At 61.2% G+C, this 22,605-nt stretch carries 24 protein-coding genes and 1 pseudogene; 11 read left to right on the top strand and 14 right to left on the bottom strand.

All coding sequences use genetic code 11. The features are described 5' to 3' along the window. Window positions 1–36: 36 nt before the first annotated feature. From G6N73_RS16915 to G6N73_RS16900, 4 genes are all read right to left on the bottom strand, one after another. Window positions 37–867, bottom strand: a complete 831-nt coding sequence (locus G6N73_RS16915; protein WP_206078899.1) for a sulfite exporter TauE/SafE family protein — start codon at window positions 865–867, stop codon at window positions 37–39. Between the two features lie 80 nt (window positions 868–947). Further along, on the bottom strand, window positions 948–1,940 hold the full coding sequence (gene dusA / locus G6N73_RS16910) for a tRNA dihydrouridine(20/20a) synthase DusA (protein ID WP_165029601.1): 993 nt from the start codon (window positions 1,938–1,940) through the stop codon (window positions 948–950). Between the two features lie 409 nt (window positions 1,941–2,349). Beyond that, window positions 2,350–2,796: a VOC family protein gene (locus G6N73_RS16905; RefSeq protein WP_165029598.1), complete on the bottom strand. Its 447-nt coding sequence runs from the start codon at window positions 2,794–2,796 to the stop codon at window positions 2,350–2,352. A 35-nt stretch (window positions 2,797–2,831) separates the two neighbouring features. Then, on the bottom strand, window positions 2,832–3,218 hold the full coding sequence (locus G6N73_RS16900) for a VOC family protein (RefSeq protein ID WP_165029622.1): 387 nt from the start codon (window positions 3,216–3,218) through the stop codon (window positions 2,832–2,834). A 100-nt stretch (window positions 3,219–3,318) separates the two neighbouring features. Here G6N73_RS16900 and G6N73_RS16895 point away from each other — a divergent pair, with 100 nt between their 5' ends. Then, entirely contained in the window at window positions 3,319–3,795 is a 477-nt protein-coding gene (locus G6N73_RS16895) for a MarR family winged helix-turn-helix transcriptional regulator (RefSeq protein WP_425484100.1), read from the top strand. Window positions 3,796–4,077: 282 nt separating this feature from the next. Here G6N73_RS16895 and G6N73_RS16890 read toward each other — a convergent pair whose 3' ends face one another. The 8 genes from G6N73_RS16890 to G6N73_RS16860 form a co-directional block, all read right to left on the bottom strand. After that, the gene (locus tag G6N73_RS16890) at window positions 4,078–5,202 is read right to left on the bottom strand and encodes a low temperature requirement protein A (RefSeq protein ID WP_246252127.1); all 1,125 of its coding nucleotides are present in this window, start codon (window positions 5,200–5,202) and stop codon (window positions 4,078–4,080) included. A 737-nt stretch (window positions 5,203–5,939) separates the two neighbouring features. Then, on the bottom strand, window positions 5,940–6,731 hold the full coding sequence (locus G6N73_RS16885; protein WP_165029595.1) for a hypothetical protein: 792 nt from the start codon (window positions 6,729–6,731) through the stop codon (window positions 5,940–5,942). A 23-nt stretch (window positions 6,732–6,754) separates the two neighbouring features. Beyond that, window positions 6,755–8,023 (bottom strand): alpha/beta hydrolase, encoded by a 1,269-nt coding sequence (locus tag G6N73_RS16880; RefSeq protein ID WP_165029592.1) that lies wholly within the window; start codon window positions 8,021–8,023, stop codon window positions 6,755–6,757. Window positions 8,024–8,090: 67 nt separating this feature from the next. Next, the gene (locus G6N73_RS36925; RefSeq protein ID WP_246252125.1) at window positions 8,091–8,411 is read right to left on the bottom strand and encodes a hypothetical protein; all 321 of its coding nucleotides are present in this window, start codon (window positions 8,409–8,411) and stop codon (window positions 8,091–8,093) included. Between the two features lie 5 nt (window positions 8,412–8,416). Beyond that, on the bottom strand, window positions 8,417–9,157 hold the full coding sequence (locus G6N73_RS16875; protein ID WP_165029590.1) for a DUF2092 domain-containing protein: 741 nt from the start codon (window positions 9,155–9,157) through the stop codon (window positions 8,417–8,419). 95 nt (window positions 9,158–9,252) lie between these two features. Beyond that, entirely contained in the window at window positions 9,253–9,822 is a 570-nt protein-coding gene (locus G6N73_RS16870; protein WP_165029588.1) for an OmpA family protein, read from the bottom strand. Window positions 9,823–9,847: 25 nt separating this feature from the next. Next, window positions 9,848–10,270, bottom strand: coding sequence for a hypothetical protein (locus tag G6N73_RS16865; protein WP_165029586.1), 423 nt, complete (start codon window positions 10,268–10,270; stop codon window positions 9,848–9,850). A 277-nt stretch (window positions 10,271–10,547) separates the two neighbouring features. Then, complete coding sequence (locus tag G6N73_RS16860; protein WP_206078898.1) at window positions 10,548–11,786, bottom strand: hypothetical protein; 1,239 nt, start codon at window positions 11,784–11,786, stop codon at window positions 10,548–10,550. Window positions 11,787–12,420: 634 nt separating this feature from the next. Here G6N73_RS16860 and G6N73_RS16855 point away from each other — a divergent pair. From G6N73_RS16855 to G6N73_RS16825, 7 genes and pseudogenes are all read left to right on the top strand, one after another. Next, window positions 12,421–12,714 (top strand): hypothetical protein, encoded by a 294-nt coding sequence (locus G6N73_RS16855; RefSeq protein WP_165029582.1) that lies wholly within the window; start codon window positions 12,421–12,423, stop codon window positions 12,712–12,714. A 50-nt stretch (window positions 12,715–12,764) separates the two neighbouring features. Next, window positions 12,765–13,553 (top strand): transporter, encoded by a 789-nt coding sequence (locus G6N73_RS16850; protein WP_246252123.1) that lies wholly within the window; start codon window positions 12,765–12,767, stop codon window positions 13,551–13,553. Between the two features lie 67 nt (window positions 13,554–13,620). Further along, a complete protein-coding gene (locus tag G6N73_RS16845) occupies window positions 13,621–15,243 on the top strand; it encodes a DUF1254 domain-containing protein (protein ID WP_165029578.1) in 1,623 nt (540 codons plus the stop codon). A 57-nt stretch (window positions 15,244–15,300) separates the two neighbouring features. Further along, window positions 15,301–16,323, top strand: a complete 1,023-nt coding sequence (locus tag G6N73_RS16840; RefSeq protein WP_165029576.1) for an HAD family hydrolase — start codon at window positions 15,301–15,303, stop codon at window positions 16,321–16,323. A 180-nt stretch (window positions 16,324–16,503) separates the two neighbouring features. After that, a complete protein-coding gene (locus G6N73_RS16835) occupies window positions 16,504–18,051 on the top strand; it encodes a DUF1254 domain-containing protein (protein ID WP_165029574.1) in 1,548 nt (515 codons plus the stop codon). A 116-nt stretch (window positions 18,052–18,167) separates the two neighbouring features. Further along, window positions 18,168–18,344: pseudogene (locus G6N73_RS16830) on the top strand (DUF3604 domain-containing protein); the annotation flags it as partial. Between the two features lie 50 nt (window positions 18,345–18,394). Next, entirely contained in the window at window positions 18,395–18,865 is a 471-nt protein-coding gene (locus G6N73_RS16825; protein ID WP_165029572.1) for a hypothetical protein, read from the top strand. Window positions 18,866–18,979: 114 nt separating this feature from the next. Here the strand turns inward: G6N73_RS16825 and G6N73_RS16820 are convergent, their stop codons facing one another. After that, the gene (locus tag G6N73_RS16820; protein WP_165029570.1) at window positions 18,980–19,879 is read right to left on the bottom strand and encodes an MBL fold metallo-hydrolase; all 900 of its coding nucleotides are present in this window, start codon (window positions 19,877–19,879) and stop codon (window positions 18,980–18,982) included. A gap of 23 nt (window positions 19,880–19,902) precedes the next feature. After that, a complete protein-coding gene (locus tag G6N73_RS16815; protein ID WP_165029568.1) occupies window positions 19,903–20,229 on the bottom strand; it encodes a MoaF-related domain-containing protein in 327 nt (108 codons plus the stop codon). 208 nt (window positions 20,230–20,437) lie between these two features. Between G6N73_RS16815 and G6N73_RS16810 the strand changes: the two genes are divergently transcribed. From G6N73_RS16810 to G6N73_RS38305, 3 genes are all read left to right on the top strand, one after another. Then, window positions 20,438–21,304 (top strand): LysR family transcriptional regulator, encoded by an 867-nt coding sequence (locus G6N73_RS16810; RefSeq protein ID WP_425484102.1) that lies wholly within the window; start codon window positions 20,438–20,440, stop codon window positions 21,302–21,304. A gap of 526 nt (window positions 21,305–21,830) precedes the next feature. Next, a complete protein-coding gene (locus tag G6N73_RS16805; RefSeq protein ID WP_165029566.1) occupies window positions 21,831–22,283 on the top strand; it encodes a (2Fe-2S)-binding protein in 453 nt (150 codons plus the stop codon). Between the two features lie 14 nt (window positions 22,284–22,297). Beyond that, window positions 22,298–22,567, top strand: a complete 270-nt coding sequence (locus tag G6N73_RS38305) for a twin-arginine translocation signal domain-containing protein (protein ID WP_343044647.1) — start codon at window positions 22,298–22,300, stop codon at window positions 22,565–22,567. Window positions 22,568–22,605 lie beyond the last annotated feature (38 nt).

Here is a 22,605-nt window from a genome sequence, read left to right as displayed (position 1 = left end):
GTTTGCAGGCCGGCATTACCTGAATATCAACAGACCCTAAGCCAGGCTCATAAAGAATCGCGCCGATACGAACAGGCAGAACAGCCCAAAACCGATTTCGAGGTGGCGTCTCTTCAGCCAGTGGGCGAGTTGCACGCCATAGGGCGTGACTATCAAAGCGATCGGGATGACCAGCGCCACGGCAATCCAATTGATATAGCCGGTCGAGGCGATCGGCAGGTCCGGATTGGCCCACCCCGCCCAGATGTAGCCGACGGTGCCCGGTACGGCGATCAGCAGGCCGACGCCCGATGAGGTCGCCACCGCCTGATGCATCGGCCGGCCGTAGAGCGCCATGAAAGTGCCGTTCATGATGCCGCCGCCAATGCCCATCAGGGTCGAGAAGAAGCCGATCACCATTCCGGTCAGCGCGCGCCAGGGGTTGCCGGGAAGGTGGCCGCCGAGCCGCCAGCTTTCGCGGTTGAACAGGAGGCGGATGCCGAAGAGCAGCGCCAGCACCGCGAAAATCATGCGCAGTTCCTCACTGGATATCGAGGCGGCGGCGAGCGAGGCCAGCACAACACCCGCCGGCACCGGGATCAGGAACGACTTCAGGAGGTCCATGTCGACCGCGCCGCGCGCCTTGTGCGCCATGAAGGACCGGAACGCTGTAGGAACGATGATGGCCAGCGAAGACCCGACCGAGACATGCATGCGCACGCTTTCATCGACGCCGAACAGGCCGAACACCTGATAGAATACCGGCACGATGACCGCGCCGCCGCCAATACCGAACAAGCCGGCCAGAAGTCCGGAGATCACACCCGCCGCGGCAATCGCGGCGGCGAAACCGGCGATCTCACCCCAACCCATATCCAACGCCGGCATCCGTCATCCCCGAGAAAAGACCGGACCGTCGCTAACCCGCGTGGCCGGCATTGTAAATCAGATGGAGAAGTTTGGCGGAGTCAGGCGGCTTGGCGAAGGCCCTCGAGATCGACCACGGCAAATGCCTCGCGCAGCACTTCCGGTCCGGCGCCTGGCCGGTTGGCGTCGGTTGACAAAATCTGGCGGAAGCGGCGCGCTCCGGGCAGTCCGTGGAACAGGCCGACCATATGGCGCGTGATGTGGCCGAGACGGCCGCCGGCTGCAATATGGCTGGCGGCATAATCCGCCATCGTCTCGACCAGCGCTGCGAAATCGAACTCCGCCTGCGGCTCGCCTGAAACCAGCGCGTCCACGCCGGCGAGAATGCCGGGAGTGTGATAGGCGGCGCGGCCGAGCATCACGCCATCGGTGTGGGCGAGATGACCGACGGCCTCCTCCAGCGACTGGATGCCGCCATTGATACCGATGAATCGGCCCGGATGCTTCTGCTTCAGCCGGTATACGCGGCCGTAGTCGAGCGGCGGGATATCGCGATTCTCCTTCGGCGAAAGCCCTTCGAGCCAGGCTTTGCGCGCGTGCACCCACAACGCGTCGGCGCCGGCGGTGAAAACCGCCTCGGCGATCGTGTCGAGCGCCTCTTCCGGATCCTGGTCGTCAACGCCGATGCGGCACTTCACCGTCACCGGAATTTTCGTCGCCGCCTTCATGGCAGCCACGCCTTCGGCGACGAGGTGTGGCGTCTTCATCAGGCAGGCCCCGAATGTGCCCGACTGAACCCGGTCGGACGGGCAGCCGACATTGAGGTTGATCTCGTCGTAGCCGAACGCCTCGCCGATCGCGGCCGCTTCGGCGAGCTTCGCCGGGTCTGACCCGCCGAGTTGCGACGCCACCGGGTGCTCGTTGGGATGAAAGCCGAGCAGGCGCTCGCGCGCGCCCTTGATGACCGCGTCGGCGACGACCATTTCCGTATAGAGCAACGCACGCCGCGTCAGCTGCCGGTGAAAGAACCGGCAGTGACGGTCCGTCCAGTCCATCATCGGTGCAACGCAGAAGCGTCTATCTAAGTTATTCATTTTGCTATACTTTTCGCTACAAGTCGGTCCATTGCCCCGTTGGACCGACCGCTAAAGTAGTTGCCATACCATATCCAAAAGCACACTGAATTGCGACACAAGCTCTCCGAAGCAGAAACTTGAGCCCGCATTTGGCCACCTGAGTGTACACGAGGGCGATGCGATTAGGTCACCCGAGGCGGTATCCCGCTGAAAAACGCAAGCTCGCCCGCGACCGGATTACATTGGTGTTAATCGGCGGGGGGTCTCCGCGCCGATCGGCACCGATAACCTGTTGAATCTCAACGGCATGTGAGGTCACACTTTGCGCCGGTTCACACCGTTGACGAACTCGTTAACGCCCAAAAGGACCCGCCGCCGGTGCCTACATCCGGTTGCATTCTTCTATCAGTGTTTTTTGGGCATGGGATCAGCCCTGCGACGGCCTCCAGTCAGCCGATGGAATGACGTTGACCATCCACGGGACGCCGAACCCGTCGATCAGGGAGCCGAAGCCGGGCGACCAGAAGGTCTCGCCAAATGGCATGACGGCCTTGCCGCCTTCAGACAGTTGATCGAACCAGCGTTGGGCTTCGGCCTTGTCCTCGGTGTGCAGGGTGACGTCGAAGCCGTTCTTGGGTTTGTCGATGTTGGGTGCCCATCCGGCGTCCATGTCGGCACCCATCAGCGCCTGGTCCCCGACATCGAGCCAGCAGTGCATCAGCCAATTCTTGTACTTTTCATCAGTGATCGGCATGCCGGGAGGCGCATCGCCATAGGGCATGGCGGCGGTGATCTTTCCGCCCAGGACCTTGGCGTAGAATTCGAATGCCTCGCGGCACTGGCCCTGGAAGCTCAGGCTGGTCACGATCTTCATGGTCGTCTCCTTTTTGATTGGTGCTGCGACGCGCGTCAGGGGAGATTGAGCTGCCAGGACACGCCGAAGCGGTCGGTGACCCAGGCGAAGCGCTTGCTGAAACCGTAATCGTCCAGCGGCATCAGTACCCCGCCACCATCCGACAGTTCGGCGACAAGCCGCCTCTGCTCCTCGTTCGACGCGCAGTCGACGAAGAAGGACCAGGATGGCGTGAAGTCGAAGGCGTGCTTTACCGGGCTATCGCTGGCCAGCACGCTCTGCCCGGCGGCCCTGAAGCGGGCCAGTTTGATGCTGCCCTCAGCGCCCTGCTCGCCCTTCTGCCAGCGCGTGGCCTCGAGAACCTCGCTGTCGTCGAACAGCGAGACATAGAAGTTCATCGCCTTTTCGGCATGGCCGCCCTGGAACATGAGGAATGGCTGCATCGTGGACACGATCCGCTTCCTTCTACGTCAGATCCTTGGGAAAGCGGCCGTCGATTGACCCTTCCGCATCTATGTTGATATCAACGTAAGGAGTCTATGGATGTCAACCCTTCAGATGCACGCTCCTGCCGACCTTGCCTTCGAAACCACCCTTCTGGTGCGTGACACCTGCCTGTGCCTGCATACGCAGAGGGCGGCACGCGCACTCGCACGCCGTTTCGATGTCGCGCTGAAGCCCGCCGGCATCACCAGCGGGCAGTTCTCTCTCCTCATGTCGCTCAATCGGCCGAAACCGCCGAACCTCGGCAGCGTGGCGGCGCTGCTGGCGATGGACAGGACGACCTTGACTGCCAATCTCAAGCCGCTGGAGCGTCGTGGCCTCGTCGAGACGGCGCCCGATCTGACGGACAGGCGCGCCCGACTGCTGCGGCTGACGCCAGCCGGCCGGGCGGTTCTGGCCGAGGCGGCGCCGATCTGGAGGCATCTCCATGCGGCGATCGAAACGGCGCTGTCCGACCCGAATCATCTTCGCTCCGAATTGAACCTCCTTTCGAGGTCTGACGGCGTCGCCGGGTGATGTCAGGAACGACGTGCAAGGCAGCCGGCCGCATCGGCCGGTCGTGACCCGTTGCCGACCTCCGTGACGTCACGCGATCGCGGCACTCGCGTCGCCGCCACCGGCGATGGTGACGGTCGGGAAGGCGAATTTGGGTTAGGCGAAGAGCAGCGGATTTGGCGCCTCGGGATGCGGAACCCCCGCCGTTGCAAAATCGGCACGCGATGCGCTGCCGGCTTCTGAGTCACCTTGCGGCTGTCTTCCAAAGTGCGTGCGGCGATCGATTCCGACGTTGCCGGTAACCTATCGCTGTAGATGGGCTGACAGAGCGACAGAAATGGCTACCAAAGCCGCGGTCGCCAAGCCAGCAATCGGAATTGGCCAAGGGCTGAACGTGGCCACAAGGATCACAGCGACGGTGGCCAGAAACAGGAGGGCAGAGGCAAGACCCGTCCGATGGGGCCGGATATGCAGCATCCACAAAACAAAGAGATAGACGGCCACAGGCACCGTGACCGCCGCTCCCGCCGCTGTATTGCTCAACGCCGAATGGCCGGTGACGTGGTCAACATTTACGGCGAGACCGGCACCCACGGCAGCTACCGATGCAAAGATGAAATAATGGCCGTAGCCCCATAGGAACGCCAGTCGGTTGGACGTTAGGAACCGTTGCGCCGGTTTGGCGAAATACAACCACCAGAGGGAAAAAACGATGAGCAGTCCACCTCCTATGATCCGGAGCAGTGCGGGCGAGGCTCCCTGATCGCCAAGGGCTGACTGGACGGCGAGCGTGGTGGCAAGGACAGACTCGCCCAGCACGATGATCGTGAACAGCCCGTAACGCTCAGCAATATGGTGAGGATGCCAGGGTGTGTTGCCGCCGCGTTCCGCCCAGATCGGCACCGTCATTTCGACGGCCGCCATGAGCCACCAGCCCCAAAGCGGCCATTCGCCGGAGAAAAGCATGACTGCCCAGCCGATCATAGCTGCGGAGATGCCGCCAGCGTAGCGCAGAGCGGTGATACGCCGGGCCGTATCGCCCATGGCGGCGCGCAGCCACAGAGCGACCAGCCCCACGCGCATGACGGCATAGCCTAGAAAGACGACATCGAACTGGTGGATCTCAAAGGCGCGTGGCACCCCGGCCGCCAGGATCAGCGCGCCCACAATCTGCACCATCGCCGCGACCCGGTAGGGTACGTCATCATTGTCGTACGAAGAGGCGAACCAGGTGAAATTCATCCAGGCCCACCAGATTGCGAAGAATACGGTCAGATAACTGAGGATGCCGGCTGCGAAATGCTCCTCAGCCAACGCGTGGTGCAGCGATGAGGCCGCTTGGGCGACAGCGATGACGAAGCACAAGTCGAAGAACAGTTCCAGAAATGATGCCTGCCGGTGCACCTCGTTGGGATCGCGGGCCGGCATCGGACGGCGCCAGGGCTGCCCGGTCGAATTGTGAGGGACAATCATGCGTAATCTGCGTTCCCGATTCCGATTGCGACATCTCGATGCGTCGAATTGCGATATGGGCCAGCATACAAAATCAGGCCGGCGGAATTACGCACCAGCCCGATTCTGGTTGCATGGCTGCCTCCGCAGCAGCGACAAGCTGCCATATGGGCTAGCGCGACAATACAACACCCTATCATCCGCAATGAGCCTTTTGTCATAGCAATCGTCGCGCCGGCCCATTTCAGCGAAGGCACGTACTTTAATAGTCGAAGGTGTCCGAGGCGTAAGTTTTCCGGCACGGCAGACGTGGCAATGCCCTTTGACTCGCCTTGCACGTGCCAAAAAGCATGAGGCCGCTTGCCGTTCTTTTTTAGGGCTTGCAAAATGTCGTCGTCACGTAAGGCAGGAAAAGGCCGGGTAGCAGCCACTGAGAACGATCGCCTCCAACGTCCACACATGGCGCGACCAAGCCGGCCGGCGGATCGGCTCGGATTACACCGCAATCGGGCGTTCTAGTACCAATCGGGCGGTTTTCTGCCTTACCTTCCCTTGCGAGAAACGCGAAAGAAGCGCCAACTGCAGACATTCCGGTCTGCTAGTTGAGCGGCAATTTTGCGATGGGATAACGGTCATCCACCGGCCCTTGGCAGTCCCGGCCAATCGCGGCCGAAGGCAAACGCGGAGTCGCAGCGGTCTGGAGCTTCGCCACCTTAAAATTGCACCACCATTCCGAGAATTGGACCTTGCTGGACGACATCGAAGATAAATCCGTCGTCGTTGCTGTAGTCGACGCCCAGGGCGCGGTAACCTGCCACCGCCGAAATCTTCTCGTTGAAGCGGTAGCCGACTGCCCCAGCGACGTCCCAGTCGATATCGGCTCCACCTGCCCCAACTAGGCCCCATCCGGTCAAATAGATCTGGGGTGTGATCGCGTAATTTCCTCGAAGGCCCGCCACGGCATCCACCCAGGTCGCGCCGTCACTTCGCGAGACGCCGTCGAGAATGCCGCCGCTGAAGGAGATGTCGGTGTCGACCGACCACACCCTGGCCCCGCCGACGACTTCAAGCCGTCCGGAAGTGTCTTCAAGGAGCGCGTAGCCGGCCCCGATCAACCCGGCAAATGTTTCCGAGGATACCTCGACGCTTGAGGCAAGAATGCCTCGTGGCGTTCCGGTGGAGCCGGAGATCTTGGAGTACATGATGTCGCCGAAGATGCTGTAGCGGTCGTATCGCGCCTCGCCGATCGCCATGGCCCCAAAATCCAGGTGATCGAAGATGTCGCCGAAACTCGCATCGACCTCGACTGGCGGCAGCCCGAACTGCCCGACGTCCCCGGATATGCCCGCCGCCCAGAAATAAGGGGCGGCCGAGAACGTCCAGCCCTGCTCGGTCACGACTTGTTGGGTTTCCGGCGTCACAGGCGAATAAACGTCGGCAGCTTTGGCCCCACCGGCAAACAGCAGGCCGACACAGGCGAGAGTAGAAGCCAGGCCAAATTTCATAATTCCCCTCCAATTGTAGCTTGTTACCGGTCACATACCTTGGTCGCGGCGGCTTTCCTGGAATTGCAATCGGTGCTGACCGGGTTCTCGTTTGCTGGTCCACCAGGCACAGTTGCGGCCAGCGCTCCCACGTGGTTGGCAAAGTTGTCCCGCGTATTCTGGTCGACCACCGCGACCGGAGCGGCAATCACCAGTCCCGCCGTAGTGCCTGCCGCATGCGCCACACCCGCAGTCGCGGTGACGATGTGGTCCCCAAGGCCCAGCCGATTGTCGCTCAACGCCTGGCCGCTCGAGAGGCGGGTGCCGATGAGTTGCACGATCTCGGGCGACTCGGCAAATTTGCTGTGATGAAGATCATCGCCAGCTTGGATCTTGGTAAGATCGATGACCGTGATGTCGTTGGCCGCGAGCTCGGTCCTGTATGGCTCCTGCTCCGGATCGATCGAACCCAGCCGGGCCACATCTCCCCAGACGCGCCGCGATACCGCCAAGGCCCGATCGTCACGCGAGACAAACAGCGTAAATTGTGGGCGCGGAGCTCCCATGTCGGCGATCTGCGACCGGAAAACGTCGACGTCGACGTCGGGCGCTGCCAGCATGACGTTCTTGAATTTTGGCGGGAGACGGCCATTGCGGATCGCCATCTGCCGAAGAGACTCCAGCGCCAGCCAGTTTCCCATCGAGTGGGCCAGGACGGAAACTTCTTTAACGTCGGGATCACGCGCTAGATACTGAAACAGGTTCTCCAATGCGTTGCGCGTATAGTTGGTGCTTTCGCGGTCGTATCCATAGGCGAGAAGACTCCCCCGCGACGGCCAGGTGACCAGCACGGGAACGCTGCGCGTCCCGGAATCGTGAACGATTTGGGCGAAACGATAGACCGAGTCCTCGAACCGGTTGTTGAAGCCGTGGATGAAGACAAGGACGCTGCGATCCGAACTCTGCGAAACAGACGTCTTGAGCCAATTTTCGGCCGTATCCCGAGAGACTTCCTCCGCCCGCAGGGTCGCAAAATCGGTAGCGGGATTCGAGGGCAGTTTCTTTGGCCAGGCGACCTCGCCAATCTTGCGGACATCGTCCGGCGGAATCGACACGGTGATCTCCGCGAAGGACGGTGTCATTCCGCGTTCCCCGGCGAACATCTCGCCGGGTTTCGAAGCCCGGCCGCGAGTTGTCGCAACCAGCATTTCGACCGTGCTGTTAGTCGGAGAGGTGTCGGCTACTGGCGACAGGACACCCGTCGGGCGGCTGGCGCAGCCCTCCAGAAGGGCGAGCAGGACAACGGCCGCCAAAATTCTTTCGGCGCGTCCAGCAAGGGAAGCCGAACCAACGCGATCGAGAGAGCTTCGGGAGCGGCCGCTAGTCCACATAGACGACGACGTATCTCGACCCTGAGGACTGATAATAGGTCCCGCCGCATCGCCAAACCAATGTGCCGTAGACGGTTACCCGTGCGCAGCCCGCAGGGAGCGCGCTGATGTAGATTGCCGACCGACGAACAGTCCGCCGGGTCGTGCGGCGGGCCACGCCAGCGACGCTGCCCGGAGTGGCAGGGCGTCCTATCCGGGCATTCGCATCCGGCACAAGAGAACCGTTTGTCACGACTGACACCGGATCGACCTCGATGAACGTCAGCAAGGACAAAGCAAAAATAGCTGTATTGCGAAGTGTGAGTCTCATCGTCATCACTCCTTGACCATCTCGATTTCGCCGATCTCGTCAACGGAAAACGTTTCGAGCTTCTTGGCATCCTTTGAAGGTTTGAAGACGAAGCTGGAGTCATCAATCGACGGCGCGGTGTTCCAGTTTCTGAACTCGATCGAATATTCGGGAGAGGCTGCAACCCATTTGCTTGTAATGACATATTTGAGCGGCAAGGGTTTTTCGCCGTCGCTCACCCAAAGCTGCCAGTCGACCTCCCTGCCTCGGAAAGCGAGATGGTGGACCTGAACGCCGTCGAGAAACGCCATGCCGACGTGCGTGCCGCTGGCGGTATCCGTTTCAGCGTGCTGCAAGGGCTTCTCGGAGAGAAGGTCGGCTCCGGGCGCATCGAAACCAACATCGTTGCGAAGGGCATCGACAGCTTGGTCGATGGTTGTGGCGGGCAGTTGGAAGAACGTATTCGCTTTTTTACCGTAGAGCGTCAGCGCGCTGCCGTCGAGGATCAGCTCCAGGTCGGCAATCGCGCCTTTGCGGGATGCGTGAAGCTTGTCGGGCCTTTGCACTTTTATCTCACCCGAGCTGGCGAACTGAAGCTTCTGCCCGTCGTAGGACACGACCTCCGTCTCCACGTCGTAGTCGACTGAGAAGCGTTGGAGCGAACCAAGATACTCGGACATTGCGCCAAGAACCTTGGCGGCGTCTGCCTCGACTTCAGCCTGTGCGAAGGCCCTTTCGACCGAAAAGGAAGCCAGGAACAGGGCCATTAAAATTCCAGCTTTGCCGACACGACATCTCATTGCAGCCTCCATATGACTTCTGACATGAACATTCGCGCATTTTTTTGCTTCGTCGGAGCGATTTATTCCACCAGTCCAAGATTGATGAGCTGTACCCGCCGATTGACTGCGGCTTTCGGGTCGGTTGAGGCGAGCGGCAGTTCTTGCCCGACGCCAATGGCGACGAGACGGTTTGCCGGCACCGCGAATGTGGTTGCCAGGGCGGTCATGATGGAGTCGGCGCGCTTGAGGCTGAGTTCGAGATTGTGCTCGGGCTTGCCGGTGGCGTTAGTGTGCCCCACGACAAGGAACTTGTAGTGGCGCAGCAGCGGATGGTGGAGCGCATCGGCGATCAGTCCGATCGTCCGATAGGATTCAGGCTCGATCGCAATCGAATTATTCTCGAAATCGATCTCGACCGCAAACTGCGGAAGGTGTGTAAGCTGGCTCCAGTTCGGCAGGCCGGCGACGCCCTTTCCGACATTGGCATTCGCCTCGTCGATCAAAAGGGTGATGTCAATGGCCGGCGCGGCCGCCTTGACCTTGCCCAGGCTCTGGATCAGTTGGTGGTCGCTGAGTTGTTGAGCCTCGGCGGAGCCAGCGGCGAATATGAGGGCCAGCGTCAGGCCGGCAAAGCTTCGACGTAAGAACATTTTTGCTTCTCCCCTTCGGACCGGCTCAGCGCCATCCGGCGTCGGTTATTGCTTGATTGCACTTCTGGCTGTCGATGCGCTTGGTCTTGATGAGGCATTGAAGGAGGTGCGCCTCACCCTTGACGCCCTTGCACAATGTCGCCGCATCCGCGCCGCATACCTTGAAAACGCCGGCTTGCGCCGCGAGCCGCCGCTCGATCGAAACGGTGATGTCGGCCAGGGTGGAGATGCAAGTTGGCGACACCTTCGCCTGATGCTTTTCCAGGCACGTCTGGATCTGATGGTTGCCGAGATTGATGCCTCTGCAGAGCTTCTTGATGTCCGCGCCGCAGTCCTGGGTCAGGGCGGTCGCGGCATCGGCAAAGCTGATCGTCTGCGCATGGGCAATGCCGGCCGCGCCGAAGGCGGCCATCAGGACCGCTCCTGCAAGCATGTTACGAGTTGCCATTGATAACTCCCTCAATTGAATTTGCGGCACTGCGGGTAGGTCTGGTCGGAATACCCGGCGTTTTAGAACTTCATCTGCACCGGAGCCGGATGGTGATCAGTTCGCCCGCCCGGCGTGTCGAGTGCGCTCGCTTCCGCGCTCGTGCGATTGTCTCTCTCCATTTGGCAGGTGGTTGTCCCAGCGTGCTTGGCCGATCTGGAGGTTGGCGCATTCTGCTTCGGAGCGGGAGGTAATTTACTGTAACCTACAGGCGGAATTGGGCTGAGCCAGGAGGGAGTCAGTCCTCGATGGCGAGGCCAGCCTTCTTCAGCGAGCCAATGAAAAACTCGGCGTCTTCCGAACGGGCAAGCCTCGTCGAGACCTCCAACCGCAAGTTCCTGACCAAAGCCGGCTCATTTTCTTCCAGCCAGGCACGTTCGCGCTCGGCATCGATTTCGTATCCGCCTTCGCCGAAGATCGCGGCCGCAATCGCGTGGTAGAGCGGATTTTTCGGAACGGCTGTCTTCTTGATCCACATGGCGGCCTTCGCATAATCCCCGCCGAAATAGGAGCATAGCGCCAGTATAGACTCGTAGTACGCGAACGGGCCCGGGTTGCGGTCACGCGCCTCTTCCACCAACGGGCAACCGTCGTCCCAGCGTCCTGACAAGGCCAGGCGCGCCCCGAAGCCCCCCATGAGTTCGGTGTCGTTCGGATTGATCGCCAGAGCCTGCTCGCCCACCCGCCTCCCCGCATCAAATTCCTTGCTGAAGAAAAGCGCGGACATTTCGGCGTGCAGGGCGCGCACGTTGCGAGGATCCAACTCCACCGCGTGGCGGGCGATGGCCAAGGCACGACCGACCGCCGGTGACGAGGCAGGGTCAGCCGGAAAACTGAATCGGACTTCGTCGATAGTGACATGCGCCAGCAAGGCCCAGGCCGTCGCATAATTCGGAAACCGCTCGACCGCCTTCTCCAGGCACGCGCGCACTTCAGCACGGGCCTTGGGGTCGAGGCTCACCCGGTACGCATAGTAGGAAAGCGTGCAGGAGTAGGCAGCCCAATCGTCGGGAGGATTCGAAACATTCAGCGCCGCGTCCGCCTGGGAAATCACGCCATAGGATTGGGCAAGGCTTGTCGCCACGTTCCGGGCTATGTCGGCCTGGGCGTCCAGAATTCCGGAGACCTTCGTTTGTCCGTTGTAGCTGTTTGCCCAAAGGATCGAGCCGTCGGCCCGGTTGCGAAAACTTACCTGAAGGCGGAAGGCGTCCGGTTCCAGATTTACGCTTCCGGAAAGAACGAAGCGCGGCGGCAAGGTCTCTTTGCCTGGTGCGGTTTCGACCGACTGGAGGACGACGATGTCTCTGAACTTGGAAAGCTGCCCGGCGACTTCCTGCGCCAATCCACTCGTTATGGCCGCCGAGGCTTGCGTGCCGGTCAGGTCGTCAAACTTCTCGACCAGCACGCGGGGGATTTTGGGCGCGCCCGGGCTGGTTTGTGGCGGATTCCACCACCATGCGCCGGCAGCCATCGCCATTGCTGCAACCAGCGCCAGAAGCCCTATCCACAGCCCGGCCGCCTTCGGCCGTGCTGAGATTGCAGCGGCAACCGAAGCAACGGAGGTTTCCGGTACGTCCGCAACGGGCGGCTGCGGTCGAAGCGAGAAGGACGGGACATAGCCGCCCTTCGGAATCGTGATGAGAATTGCGTCGGATTGTCCCGCCGTGAAATAGTATCGCTCGAGCGAGCGACGCAGATGGCCGGCCTCGATGCGGACAATCGGATCCGACTGAGGGTCGAAGGATGCGTCGCGGCCGAACACTTCGACGGCGATCGAGTAGGCCTTGATCCGGCCGCCGCGTCCCGACAGCGTCTCTTCCACCACATGACTGAGGAAACGGTGCTCGCGGTCAGTCGCCTCAAAGTCGGCGCTGTTCAAGATCCGGTGAAGCTGGGCGCGACAGTCCTCCGCAGGGAGACCCCGCTCCCTTGCCGCGGGTGCTTCCGCCTGGACCACCGAAACCCCCGTTTGTTCTTTAGTAAGTTCTTAAGTAAGCGACCGTTGTCGGCCTTTTTCCATGTAAATTACATGGTCGCCCACGTAACTTACATACTGCTGGTCGCATCATCAACAGTCTAGGCCTAGTCTGGCGCAATCAATGGATCGCGCCATGGCACCGGAAAGCGGGTCTAACAAGCGAGAAGCGCTTTCGGCGGCACTTCGCCGATATCCGCAATTTGAACTCGCGATCCGCAGGCTGATGGCCCGAAGCGAGGCCTTTTGCGACATGTGCGAGGAACTCGCGGAAGCCGAGTTGGCGCTGTCGAGGGTCGACGGGGTCCCATCGGGGCTGCGAGAGGCAAGGAGAGCCGAATGGCAGGAATTGGTAGATCGATTGGTCGCGGAAGTCGGAGCCGCGCTGCTGGACAAGGACGTTGTGGTGAAGCCGCGGCCGGATCGGTGATCCCGACGGCGAATGGTTCCCGCATGGATCCTGGCCACCGAGCAATGCAGATGGCGGCTCTCCTCGTTCCGGCCTTGCTGTTTGCCACCGCCGCGTGGGCCCAGGACGACACGCAGGAACTCGCCAAGAAGCTGTCGAACCCGATCGCCTCGCTGATCAGCGTGCCGTTCCAGTTCAACTACGACAGCGGGTACGGCCCGAACGACGGCGAAAAGGCGTTCGTCAATGTCCAGCCTGTCATCCCGATCACGCTCAACGACGACTGGAACCTGATATCCCGCACCATAGTGCCGATCGTCTGGCAAGAAGACATAGCGGGCCCGTCAGGCGACCAGTTCGGCCTTGGCGACATCACCCAGAGCCTGTTCTTCTCGCCCAAGGCCCCGACAGAAGGCGGCATCATCTGGGGAGCCGGTCCGGTGTTCCTGTTCCCGACCGCAACCGATGATTTTCTCGGCGGCGAAAAATGGGGAGCCGGACCGACCGCAGTTGTCCTGAAGCAATTCGACGGATGGACGGTCGGCATGCTGGCCAACCACATCTGGTCATTCGCCGGCGACGAGGCCCGCAGCGATATCAGTTCGACCTTCCTGCAGCCCTTCGTCTCGTACACCACAAAGGACGCGTGGACTTTCACTCTCAACACCGAGAGCACCTACAATTGGGAGGCCGAGGCATGGTCGGTCCCGATCAACTTCCAGGTCGCGAAGCTTGTTGTCATCGACAAGCAGCCGATCAGCCTCTTCGCCGGTGTCCGTTATTGGGCCGAAAGTCCCGTGGGCGGACCCGAGGACTTCGGCTTCCGCACCGGGATCACGTTCCTGTTTCCGAAAAAATGAGAAGACCTGCGCGCCTGCCGGCGCGAAACGAAGCGATAACTCATCGAACAATAAAGGAGTACGGCAAATGTTGACGAAGCGAGATCTACTTCGCTCCGCCGCGGCCTTGGCAACTATCGCCTGCGTCGGGATCGCCCACGCCGACGTCTCGGAGGACGTGGTGAAGTCGCTCGGTGCACCCGACAGGATCGAGACGAGCATCGGCACGCTGGAGTTCAAGGACGGCGCTCCGAGTGTTGAGACCGCGCAGAAGGTGTTCGACGCGCTCGACTTCACCCGCGCGCTCAACGTCTACAACAACAGCTTTCGCGGTGCTTCGGCCCTCGGGTTCCACAAGGGGTTCCAGAGCGTTGGCGCCGACTACAATGACGTCGTCATAACGTCCGAACTGGCGGACTCGGCGAACCTGTTCCTGACCGGCAACGCCGACACCGTCTATTACATCTCGGTCATCGACCTCTCGAAGGGGCCGATGGTGATCGAACAGCCGTCAAATGGCGTGGGCACCATCAACGACATGTGGTTCTCGTGGATCATTGACGTCGGCGGCCCAGGCCCGGATCGCGGACAGGGCGGCAAATATGTGATCGTCGGACCCGATTACGACGGACCGCTGCCCGAGGGCGGATATTTCGTCGCCCATTCGAAGACCAACCGGGCGCTCTATGCCTCGCGCGCCTATCTGGTGAATGACGATCCAAAGCCTGCGGTTGAGAACATCAAGGCGAACCTGAAGATCTATCCCTACGCGGCGGGCGGTTACGGCACCAGCATCGCTCAGGCGCTGACCGGCGCGGTGCGCCTCGGGGGAAATGCGAAGATCCCCGACACCAAATTCGTCGAGATCAGTGGCGTGTCGATGAACACCATCCCTCCCAGCGATTTCGGCTTCTACGAGTGGATCAACGAGAACGTCCAGGCCGAGCCCGCCACCAGCTATGACGTGGAGCTTTCCGGCCAGCTTGCCGCCATCGGCATCGTCAAGGGCCAGGAATTCGCGCCCGACGAGCGGATGAAGAAGATCCTCACCGACGCCGCCGCCGTCGGCCAGGCGGCCGGCCGGGTGCTGAACTGGCGCCCCTACGTGGCCCACCCGGACTGGGCCTACTATGAGGGCTCGCAGTGGGGCAGCATGCTCTGGGAGGGCGGCGCCTTCTTCGAAACCCCGCCGCCCGCATTTGAGGATGGCGAATTCAAACCGCTGCCACCGACCGGTGCCCGCACCCTCGATTCGCGCACGGCCTTCTACTACGGCTACACGCTCGACAGCCCCGGCATGATCATGAACATCCCCGGCGTCGGATCGCAGTATCTGATGGCTTTTCTCGATGCCAAGGGCGACGTGTTCGACGGCGCGAAGACCTACAAAGTGACGCTGCCCAAGGACATCCCGGCCGAGGCGTTCTGGTCCTTCACGCTCTATGACAACCAGACCCGCTCGATGCTGCAGACGCCGCAGAAATACCCGCGCGCCGGATCGCAATCCTACCCCTCGCCGGCGGCGGCGGCGGCCGAGGACGGCTCGACCACGGTCTGGTTCAGCCCTGAACAGCCGGACGGCGTCGATCGCGGAAACTGGGTCCAGACCGACCCCGAGAAGGGCTGGTTCACCATCCTGCGCCTCTACAGCCCGCTGCCGTCGTTCTTCGACAAGAGCTGGCGGCCGAGCGAAATCGAGCTCGTGAACTGACCCGTGAGCCGGCCTGCGGAACATCGCAGGCCGGCTCGCCGATTTAGGAGACCCACGATGACGTTTCATTCTCCACTCATCCGCCGCGCCATCCCGGTGCTGGTCGCGGGCATTCTGCTGGCCCCGCCATCGGCGGCGCAGACCGACCCCCTGCCATCCTGGAACGACGGTGCGAACAAGCAGGCGATCATTGCCTTCGTCGAGGCCGTCACTGAGGAGGGCGGCCCCGACTACGTGGCCCCCGGCGACCGCATCGCTACTTTCGACAACGACGGCACGCTTTGGCCAGAGCACCCGATCTACACCCAGCTCGCCTTTGCGATCGACCGGCTCAAGGCGATGGCGCCCGAGCATCCCGAATGGCAGAACACCGAGCCGTTCAAGTTCGCGATCGAGAACGACATGGAGGCCTTGGCGAAGGGCGGCGAGAAGGGGTTCATGGAGATCATCGCGGCCACCCATGCCGGGATGAGCACCGCGGATTTCGAGAAGATCGTCACCGATTGGTACAAGACGGCCAGACATCCGAGGTTCGACCGCGCCTACACCGATCTCGCCTACCAGCCGATGCTCGATCTGATGGACTACCTGCGCGCGAACGAGTTCAAGACCTTCATCGTCTCGGGCGGCGGCATCGAGTTCATGCGGCCGATGACGGAGGCGGTCTACGGCATCCCGACCGAGCAAGTCGTCGGCTCGTCGATCAAGACCAAGTTCGAGATGGTCGACGGCAAGCCGATGCTGATGCGTCTCCCTGAGGTCGCATTCGTCGATAACGAAGGCGGCAAGCCGGTTGGCATAAACGCCCATATCGGCAAGCTGCCGATTGCCGCCTTCGGAAACACCGACGGGGACATCCAGATGCTGGAATGGACCGCCGCTGGCGACGGCAAACGCCTGATGATGCTGGTCTTTCATGACGACGCGGACCGGGAGTACGCCTACGGACCCGCGAATGGCGAGCCGGAAACGCATTTCGGCGCCTTCACCCAGGCGCTGATGGACCAGGCCACCAGGAGCGGCTGGAATGTGATCAGCATGAAGAACGACTGGGCCACGATCTTTCCGCCGATGAAGTGAGGCAAGCATCTCCAACATCGGCAAGTAGTAGCAACTTGCAAGAGCTGGCGGCCGAGCGAGATCGAGCTGGTGCAGAAATAGAGCTGGTTAGTGCCGCGGCGGACGCCGCGCCGCGCCGGTGGTCATGCCGATGAGCAACAAATGCAGGCAACCACGGACGAAAATATAGGAGGTCGAAACATGAAACGCTCGAGCAACCCTATCTCGGAAAACAGGTCACTCGCGACGAAACTCGGAGGAGCTCTGGTCGCTTCAGCCCTTGTCGCCGTGGGGTCGCCGCAGTTTGCGGCAGCGGATGTCACGGAAGCGGAACTGGAATCGATCTCGATCCCCGACAAGGTCGATACTTCGATCGGCACGTTAGAGTTCTTCGACGGCATACCGATCGGCAACACAGTCGAGACCGTTTACGACAACCTCGACAGGATGCGCGCCACAGACGTCTATCTCGACAATCTCGGCGCCGTGTCGATCAACTACATTCTCGACGGATTTGCCAGGGCAGGCGCGGACGCGCCGAACAAGATCGCCGTATTCGAGCAGTTGATGGATTCAGCGACCGTTGTCGTGACGGCGAACACCTCGACGCTTTATGCGTATTCGGGGACGGATCTCGCCAAGGACGGCCCGACGGTCATCGAAGTGCCGCCCGGGATGCTCGGTTTTCTCGATGATTCCTGGCAGAGATTTGTCGGCAATATCGGCGTCACCGGTCCGGACAAGGGCAAGGGCGGCAAGTATCTCGTGCTGCCACCGGGCTACGCTGGCGATGTGCCTGACGGATATTTCCTGCTGAAGCCCTCGACCAACAGGAACTTCCTGTTCCTACGCGGCTTCATCAAGGACGGCCTGGAGCCGGCGGTCGAGAACATCACCATGGGCCTCAAGATTTACCCGCTCAAGGACGCCGGCAACCCCCCGCCGACCGAATACGTCAATGTGTCGGGGAAGTCTTTCAACACCGTTTTTCCGAACGACCTGAAATACTTCGAGATCCTCGACGCGATCATCCAGCGCGAGCCCATCGACGCGATCGGGCCCGAAGTGCGCGGCGAAATCGCTTCGATCGGCATCGTCAAGGGCCGGAAGTTCGAGCCCGATGAGCGAATGAAGAAGCTGTTGGCCGAAGCGGGCACGCTCGGCAACGCAACCGCGCGCGTTATCACCGCCTATCCGCGGATTGGCGGGGTCCAGATCTATCCTGACACCGACAGTGCCTGGATTATGGGATATGCGAACAAGAACACCTCGTTCGAGGCGGATGGGGCCATGAACCTCAGTGCGAGGGCTCTGTTCTACTTCAATGCTGCCGGCGTGACCCCTTCCATGGCGGTCACAACGGCCGGGGCGGGGTCGGACTACGCCATGGCCAGTCTCGATGCCGACAAGAAGCCGCTTGACGGGTCCAAGACCTATAGGCTGCATCTGCCGCCGAACGTGCCGGTGAATGATTTTTGGGCCGTCACGCTTTACGACAGCCAGACCCGGTCGCAACTCCAGACGAGCCAGAAGTTCCCGACGGTTGGCAGCCAGACCGAGGGAATGAAGCAGAACGCGGACGGGTCTTACGACGTCTATTTTGCTCCCAATGCGCCGGAAGGCAAGGAGGGCAATTGGCTTCAGACCGTCTCCGGCAAGAGCTGGTTCCCGCTCCTGCGGATGTACGGGCCATTGGAGCCCTGGATCGACAAGACCTGGCGACCGAGCGAGATCGAACTCGTCCCCTGACTTTGGCCTCTTGACCATGGGGCACGGATCCCATGGTCCACCATCATCGCGAATAGCCACTGATCACAGTCGGACGATTGCACAAAGGTACGCGCAATTCAGATGAGGAGGTTTCGATGCTTGCCTCGACGGCTTACTTGCTGATCCAAGCGACAGCATATTCTCAAGAGAGGCAGGCATATTTCGGCGAGACGCACGTCCATACGGGCTGGTCGTTCGACGCCTACATCTTTAGCAACACCAAGACGACGCCAGCCGACGCTTACAAATACGCAAAAGGCCAGACCATCAAAGAGCTTGGCTAAAGCGGGTCCGGCTGTTCCGTCGGCCTGACCCGCTTCCCATGGAGATTGATCTGTTGCCAGCGAGATTGCTATCCACACGAATGCTGTCGCTGCTGTTCAGTCTCGGCGTGCTGATTCTTGCTTTCATGGCCCAGGCCCAGGCCTGCGCAATCTGTTTCTCGGGAACGGTTATCACGCCTGGGCAAAGACTGGACTCCGCCGACGAGGCAGTGTTGGCCGTTGCTTCGGACCAGCAGGATCAGTTCCGCATCATTGAAGTAATCAAAGGGAATGTCGCGGCAGGCGATATCATAGCTCAATCCGATCTTCTGGCGCCGGCGACCGAACCGGTGATGTCCCTGGATGGTCCGATTGACAGTCAGAATGCGCCGCCACCGCCTGACGGAAAGCCTTTGTTGCTCGTCCGCAATGAGACGTCCGAGAAATGGACAAGCCTCGGGGCAATCGGTGCCGAGTATGCCGGCTGGCTACGCCAACTACGAGGTTGTTCCAACACCGCAGACGCTTGATCCGGCGGATCAGCAAAAGTCTCCACACCCGGGGAGAGAACGGCCAGACGGTTCCGGCCGTTTCTTCGGAGGACCCGTCCTAAGTCCCCCGCACCAGTTCGAATTCTGGCTACATCAGCCCCACTTCACCTCGCCCTTGGCGACCTTCGCGCCGATTTCCAGCGCGATCTCCAGGCCGGCCCCCGGGTAGCGCTCTTTCATCGCCGCGATCAGCGCATCGCCGTTTGCGGCCTTGGCGAACTCCTCCTCGTAGGCGACGAGATAATCACGCGTGAAGGCGACGCCGGAGGCATCGGTCGGCCAGTCCGGCGGCATGTGGCCCGGGACGACAATCTGCGGCTGGCGGGATGTGATTTCGTCCAGCGCGCGAATCCACGCCGCTCGGTCCTCGGGCTTCGGCATATCGGCGATCCAGGGGTGCAGCCCGCCATAGACCAGCGTGCCGCCGAAGACTGCCTTGAGCGACGGCACCCAATGATAGCGGCGGTCATGCATGTCCGCGACGGTGACGATCTCGACGGTCTCGCCATCGACGCCTAGCGTGGTCAGGTCCGAGGCGGCGGGAACGACGGCCTCGTCGACGGATTGCGGGCCATTCTCCTTGAGTTGCTTGCCCCAGACCTCGACCTTGGTCGCCACATTGCCCTTGATCGCCTCGACCGTATCAGGGGCGGCGATGACTTTGGCATCCGGGAAAGCGTCGGTCACGGGGCGCAGGCTGAAGTAATAATCGGGATCGTTGACGCTGACATAGATCGTGGTCAGCTTCTTGCCCCCGGCTTTGATCAATTCGGCAACGGCGCGCCCGTCGGCAAGCGTGAAGCCGCCATCGATCAGGATGGCTTCGGTCGGCCCGGACAGCAGCACCGTGGCGCGAAAGAAACCGTTCTCGCCAGCCGGAATGTGCTTCCAGTCGAGTGCCGTACCGGCAGCGCGGAGCAGGCCCGAGGGGGCTATGGCACCGATGGCGGTCGTCGCGATGGTCATGGTCAGCAGCTTTCTTCTCGTAAGCATATGCATCTCCTTCTCGTAAAGGGTTATTCAGCACAGCCGGTCCACCTGCCCGTGAGTGTCAGGAATTGGTGATCGGGCATGGTGATTGCGGCGTGCACCGTCGCGTTCTCGAAATCCTCGACATGGCTCACGGTGGTGCCGTCCGCTTCTCTCCAAGTCACCATGAAGACGCCGGGTCGGATGAAGGTGGCCTGATAGGTCTCGGTTGCTGCCTCGGCGTCGAAATCGGCGGCAGCGAACGGCGCCCAGCGCAGCGTCTTGCCGTCGGTATCGAAAGCGACGCGAAAGACAGGGTCGCCATAGTCGGCCTTATAGACATGGCCAGTTGCCGGAAATGCAGTGTCGGTCACTTGGTCACTCCTTAAAATCTAAGCTATTCTCACTCATGCGGCGCGAAGACTCGCGATCAGGGCATCGGCACCGCTATAGAGCGCGCTCGAACTGACGACGCGGGCGTCCCGGCCCCGTCCGACGATAAGGGTCGGTACCCCACGCGCACCGAAACGGCGCATCTCAGCCTGTGCCGCCTCGATCCGGTTCCGGTTGGCTGCGCGCGCTGTGGTGGATACTGGTTCGTTCACGCGCGCTGCCGAGAGGCTCGGGATCACCAAGACGGTCGTCAGCCAGCAAGTGACCCGGCTTGAGGATGAGTTGAAGACGACGCTTCTGATGCGGACGACACGCCGCGTCGAGCCCACGGAAGCTGGCCGACTGCTTCACACCCGTAGCGTCTTGATTCTGCGCGAAGCGGAAGACGCGTTCAGCGAAATCGGCCGCTCCAATGCCGAACCCACCGGCGTGCTGCGGATAGCTGCACCCAACGATTATGGCGCCTCGGCCATAGCGCCGCTCGCTGCCGCATTCTCGCGGCGCTATCCCGCCTGCCAGGTCGACCTGAGGCTGTCGGATGCGCGTATCGACCTGATCGCCAACCAGATCGATCTCTCGATCCGGGTCGGCTGGCTCGATGATTCCAACCTTCAGTCGAGGCGGATCGGCTCGTTCCGCCAATATTTGGTCGCCGCACCGGATGTTGCGGCGATGCTGCGTATCAGCGATCCGGACAACCTCTCCAGCGCGCCGTTCATTGCGAATGCCGCGCTTCGGGAGCCCATTGTCTGGCACTTTACCAAGGAGGATTTCGACCGCACGATCCGCATGCGTCCGGCACTGGCGATCGATAGTACGCCCGCCGTGCTTGCAGCGACGCTCGCCAGCGCCGGGCTGTCTGTGCTGCCGGATTTTCTGATCGCCGGGCATGTCGAAGCGGAATCGCTCGTCTGTGTCCTGCCGGAGTGGTCGCTGCCGGCTGGCGGCATCCATGTCGTTTACCCGACGGCCCGCTTCCGCCCGCCCAAGGTGACCGCCTTTGTCACGATGCTCGTCGACCATGTTCGAAAAACCGAGCAACCACGGTCAAAGTGACGAGCATTCGGGAGCAGCACGAGATCCGCGGCTTTCGTCATTTGAAGATCAGGCGCCATAGCGCGAAATGGCAGTTGGCCATGCCGCTTTGTGTCACGCGGTGATCGGCAGGCTGGCGAACCGGGCGGGATTCGAACGCATACGCCAAAATAATCGGCGGGCACTCGGTCGTATCGTAGCCATTGTCCGCTTTTGTGTAGGGTTTCGGATGCCGGCCCAAGCAGCTGCGCGTCCAGCCACGCGGGCAAGCTGGACCGCGCGTCAGCCATCAGCTCGAATTGGACCGGGCCGGCCGGTATTCTGCTGAACCACGATCGCACGCGCTCGAATTGCAGGACCGACGACCAAAACGACCCAACCATAGGCTCAGCTTCGAAGACATGGGTTTTCGCGTGGCTGAAGGAGGCCAGATGCCGGCGGATTGTTCAGCGCAGCTATACATGCAGTACAGCGATCGCATGTTTATTTCGGTCATCAGAATAATCATGTTCGGCCGGGCGCTAGTGGTCGAAATCGGAGTACACGAATGACATTTTCGGTCCAAATCAACGACGGCACTTACACTGTGGATGTAGACGGCGACACCCCGCTCCTCTGGGTGCTACGGGACGTCCTTGGTATGACCGGTACCAAGTTCGGGTGCGGACAAGCACTTTGTGGAGCCTGCACCGTCCACGTTGATGGCGTGCCCACTCGTTCTTGCGTCACTCCCATGGAAAGCGTCGCAGAAAGCCAGATCACGACGATCGAAGCTTTACATACCGTTGCGCTTGGGAAGGCGCTACAGGACGCGTGGATCGAGCTTGAAGTCCCTCAATGCGGTTACTGTCAGTCAGGACAGCTGATGTCTGCCGCAGCATTGCTAAACGAAACCCCGAAGCCGACGGACGACGACATAGACAACGCAATGTCAGGCAACGTCTGTCGCTGCGGGACGTATCAGCGCATTCGCGCCGCCATCAAACGTGCAAGCGCGTAACGGGAGACAAGACCATGTCAAGCAGTGCTCTCGGCCCACAGCTGAACCGCCGCCTTTTCCTGAAGGCCAGCGCTGCGCTGGGAGGTGGTCTCGTGGTCAATCTCGCGCTTGGCCCGTACCTGTCTGCGGAAGCTGCCACGGACTTCGCTCCCAATGCTTTCATTCGCATCGACCGGAAAGGCCTTGTTACACTGGTCATGCCGCAAGTGGAAATGGGCCAAGGAATCTACACCGCCCACGCAATGCTGCTCGCCGAGAGCTGGAAGTCGCACTTGACGATGTAAAGCTCGAACATGCTCCCCTCGATGAGACCCTGTACGCC

Origin of the sequence: Allomesorhizobium camelthorni (assembly GCF_011045125.1) — a bacterium.
Classification (GTDB): Bacteria; Pseudomonadota; Alphaproteobacteria; order Rhizobiales; family Rhizobiaceae; genus Allomesorhizobium; species Allomesorhizobium camelthorni.
The sequence above is the reverse complement of the archived record's forward strand: the minus strand, read 5'-3'. Positions and strand labels throughout refer to the sequence as shown.

Excerpts from the sequence above, each read along its gene's own strand:
- dusA (WP_165029601.1), bottom strand. The coding sequence starts at position 1,940 with ATGAATAACTTAGATAGACGCTTCTGCGTTGCACCGATGATGGACTGG.
- G6N73_RS16850 (WP_246252123.1), top strand. The coding sequence starts at position 12,765 with ATGGCGGCTCTCCTCGTTCCGGCCTTGCTGTTTGCCACCGCCGCGTGG.
- G6N73_RS16890 (WP_246252127.1), bottom strand. The coding sequence starts at position 5,202 with ATGCCGGCCCGCGATCCCAACGAGGTGCACCGGCAGGCATCATTTCTG.
- G6N73_RS16895 (WP_425484100.1), top strand. The coding sequence starts at position 3,319 with ATGTCAACCCTTCAGATGCACGCTCCTGCCGACCTTGCCTTCGAAACC.
- G6N73_RS16845 (WP_165029578.1), top strand. The coding sequence starts at position 13,621 with ATGTTGACGAAGCGAGATCTACTTCGCTCCGCCGCGGCCTTGGCAACT.
- G6N73_RS16820 (WP_165029570.1), bottom strand. The coding sequence starts at position 19,879 with ATGCTTACGAGAAGAAAGCTGCTGACCATGACCATCGCGACGACCGCC.
- G6N73_RS16875 (WP_165029590.1), bottom strand. The coding sequence starts at position 9,157 with ATGGCCCTGTTCCTGGCTTCCTTTTCGGTCGAAAGGGCCTTCGCACAG.
- G6N73_RS16860 (WP_206078898.1), bottom strand. The coding sequence starts at position 11,786 with ATGGCGATGGCTGCCGGCGCATGGTGGTGGAATCCGCCACAAACCAGC.
- G6N73_RS16855 (WP_165029582.1), top strand. The coding sequence starts at position 12,421 with ATGGCACCGGAAAGCGGGTCTAACAAGCGAGAAGCGCTTTCGGCGGCA.
- G6N73_RS16835 (WP_165029574.1), top strand. The coding sequence starts at position 16,504 with ATGAAACGCTCGAGCAACCCTATCTCGGAAAACAGGTCACTCGCGACG.
- G6N73_RS16840 (WP_165029576.1), top strand. The coding sequence starts at position 15,301 with ATGACGTTTCATTCTCCACTCATCCGCCGCGCCATCCCGGTGCTGGTC.
- G6N73_RS16805 (WP_165029566.1), top strand. The coding sequence starts at position 21,831 with ATGACATTTTCGGTCCAAATCAACGACGGCACTTACACTGTGGATGTA.
- G6N73_RS16865 (WP_165029586.1), bottom strand. The coding sequence starts at position 10,270 with ATGGCAACTCGTAACATGCTTGCAGGAGCGGTCCTGATGGCCGCCTTC.
- G6N73_RS16870 (WP_165029588.1), bottom strand. The coding sequence starts at position 9,822 with ATGTTCTTACGTCGAAGCTTTGCCGGCCTGACGCTGGCCCTCATATTC.
- G6N73_RS36925 (WP_246252125.1), bottom strand. The coding sequence starts at position 8,411 with ATGAGACTCACACTTCGCAATACAGCTATTTTTGCTTTGTCCTTGCTG.
- G6N73_RS16915 (WP_206078899.1), bottom strand. The coding sequence starts at position 867 with ATGCCGGCGTTGGATATGGGTTGGGGTGAGATCGCCGGTTTCGCCGCC.
- G6N73_RS16825 (WP_165029572.1), top strand. The coding sequence starts at position 18,395 with ATGGAGATTGATCTGTTGCCAGCGAGATTGCTATCCACACGAATGCTG.
- G6N73_RS16905 (WP_165029598.1), bottom strand. The coding sequence starts at position 2,796 with ATGAAGATCGTGACCAGCCTGAGCTTCCAGGGCCAGTGCCGCGAGGCA.
- G6N73_RS38305 (WP_343044647.1), top strand. The coding sequence starts at position 22,298 with ATGTCAAGCAGTGCTCTCGGCCCACAGCTGAACCGCCGCCTTTTCCTG.
- G6N73_RS16900 (WP_165029622.1), bottom strand. The coding sequence starts at position 3,218 with ATGCAGCCATTCCTCATGTTCCAGGGCGGCCATGCCGAAAAGGCGATG.
- G6N73_RS16885 (WP_165029595.1), bottom strand. The coding sequence starts at position 6,731 with ATGAAATTTGGCCTGGCTTCTACTCTCGCCTGTGTCGGCCTGCTGTTT.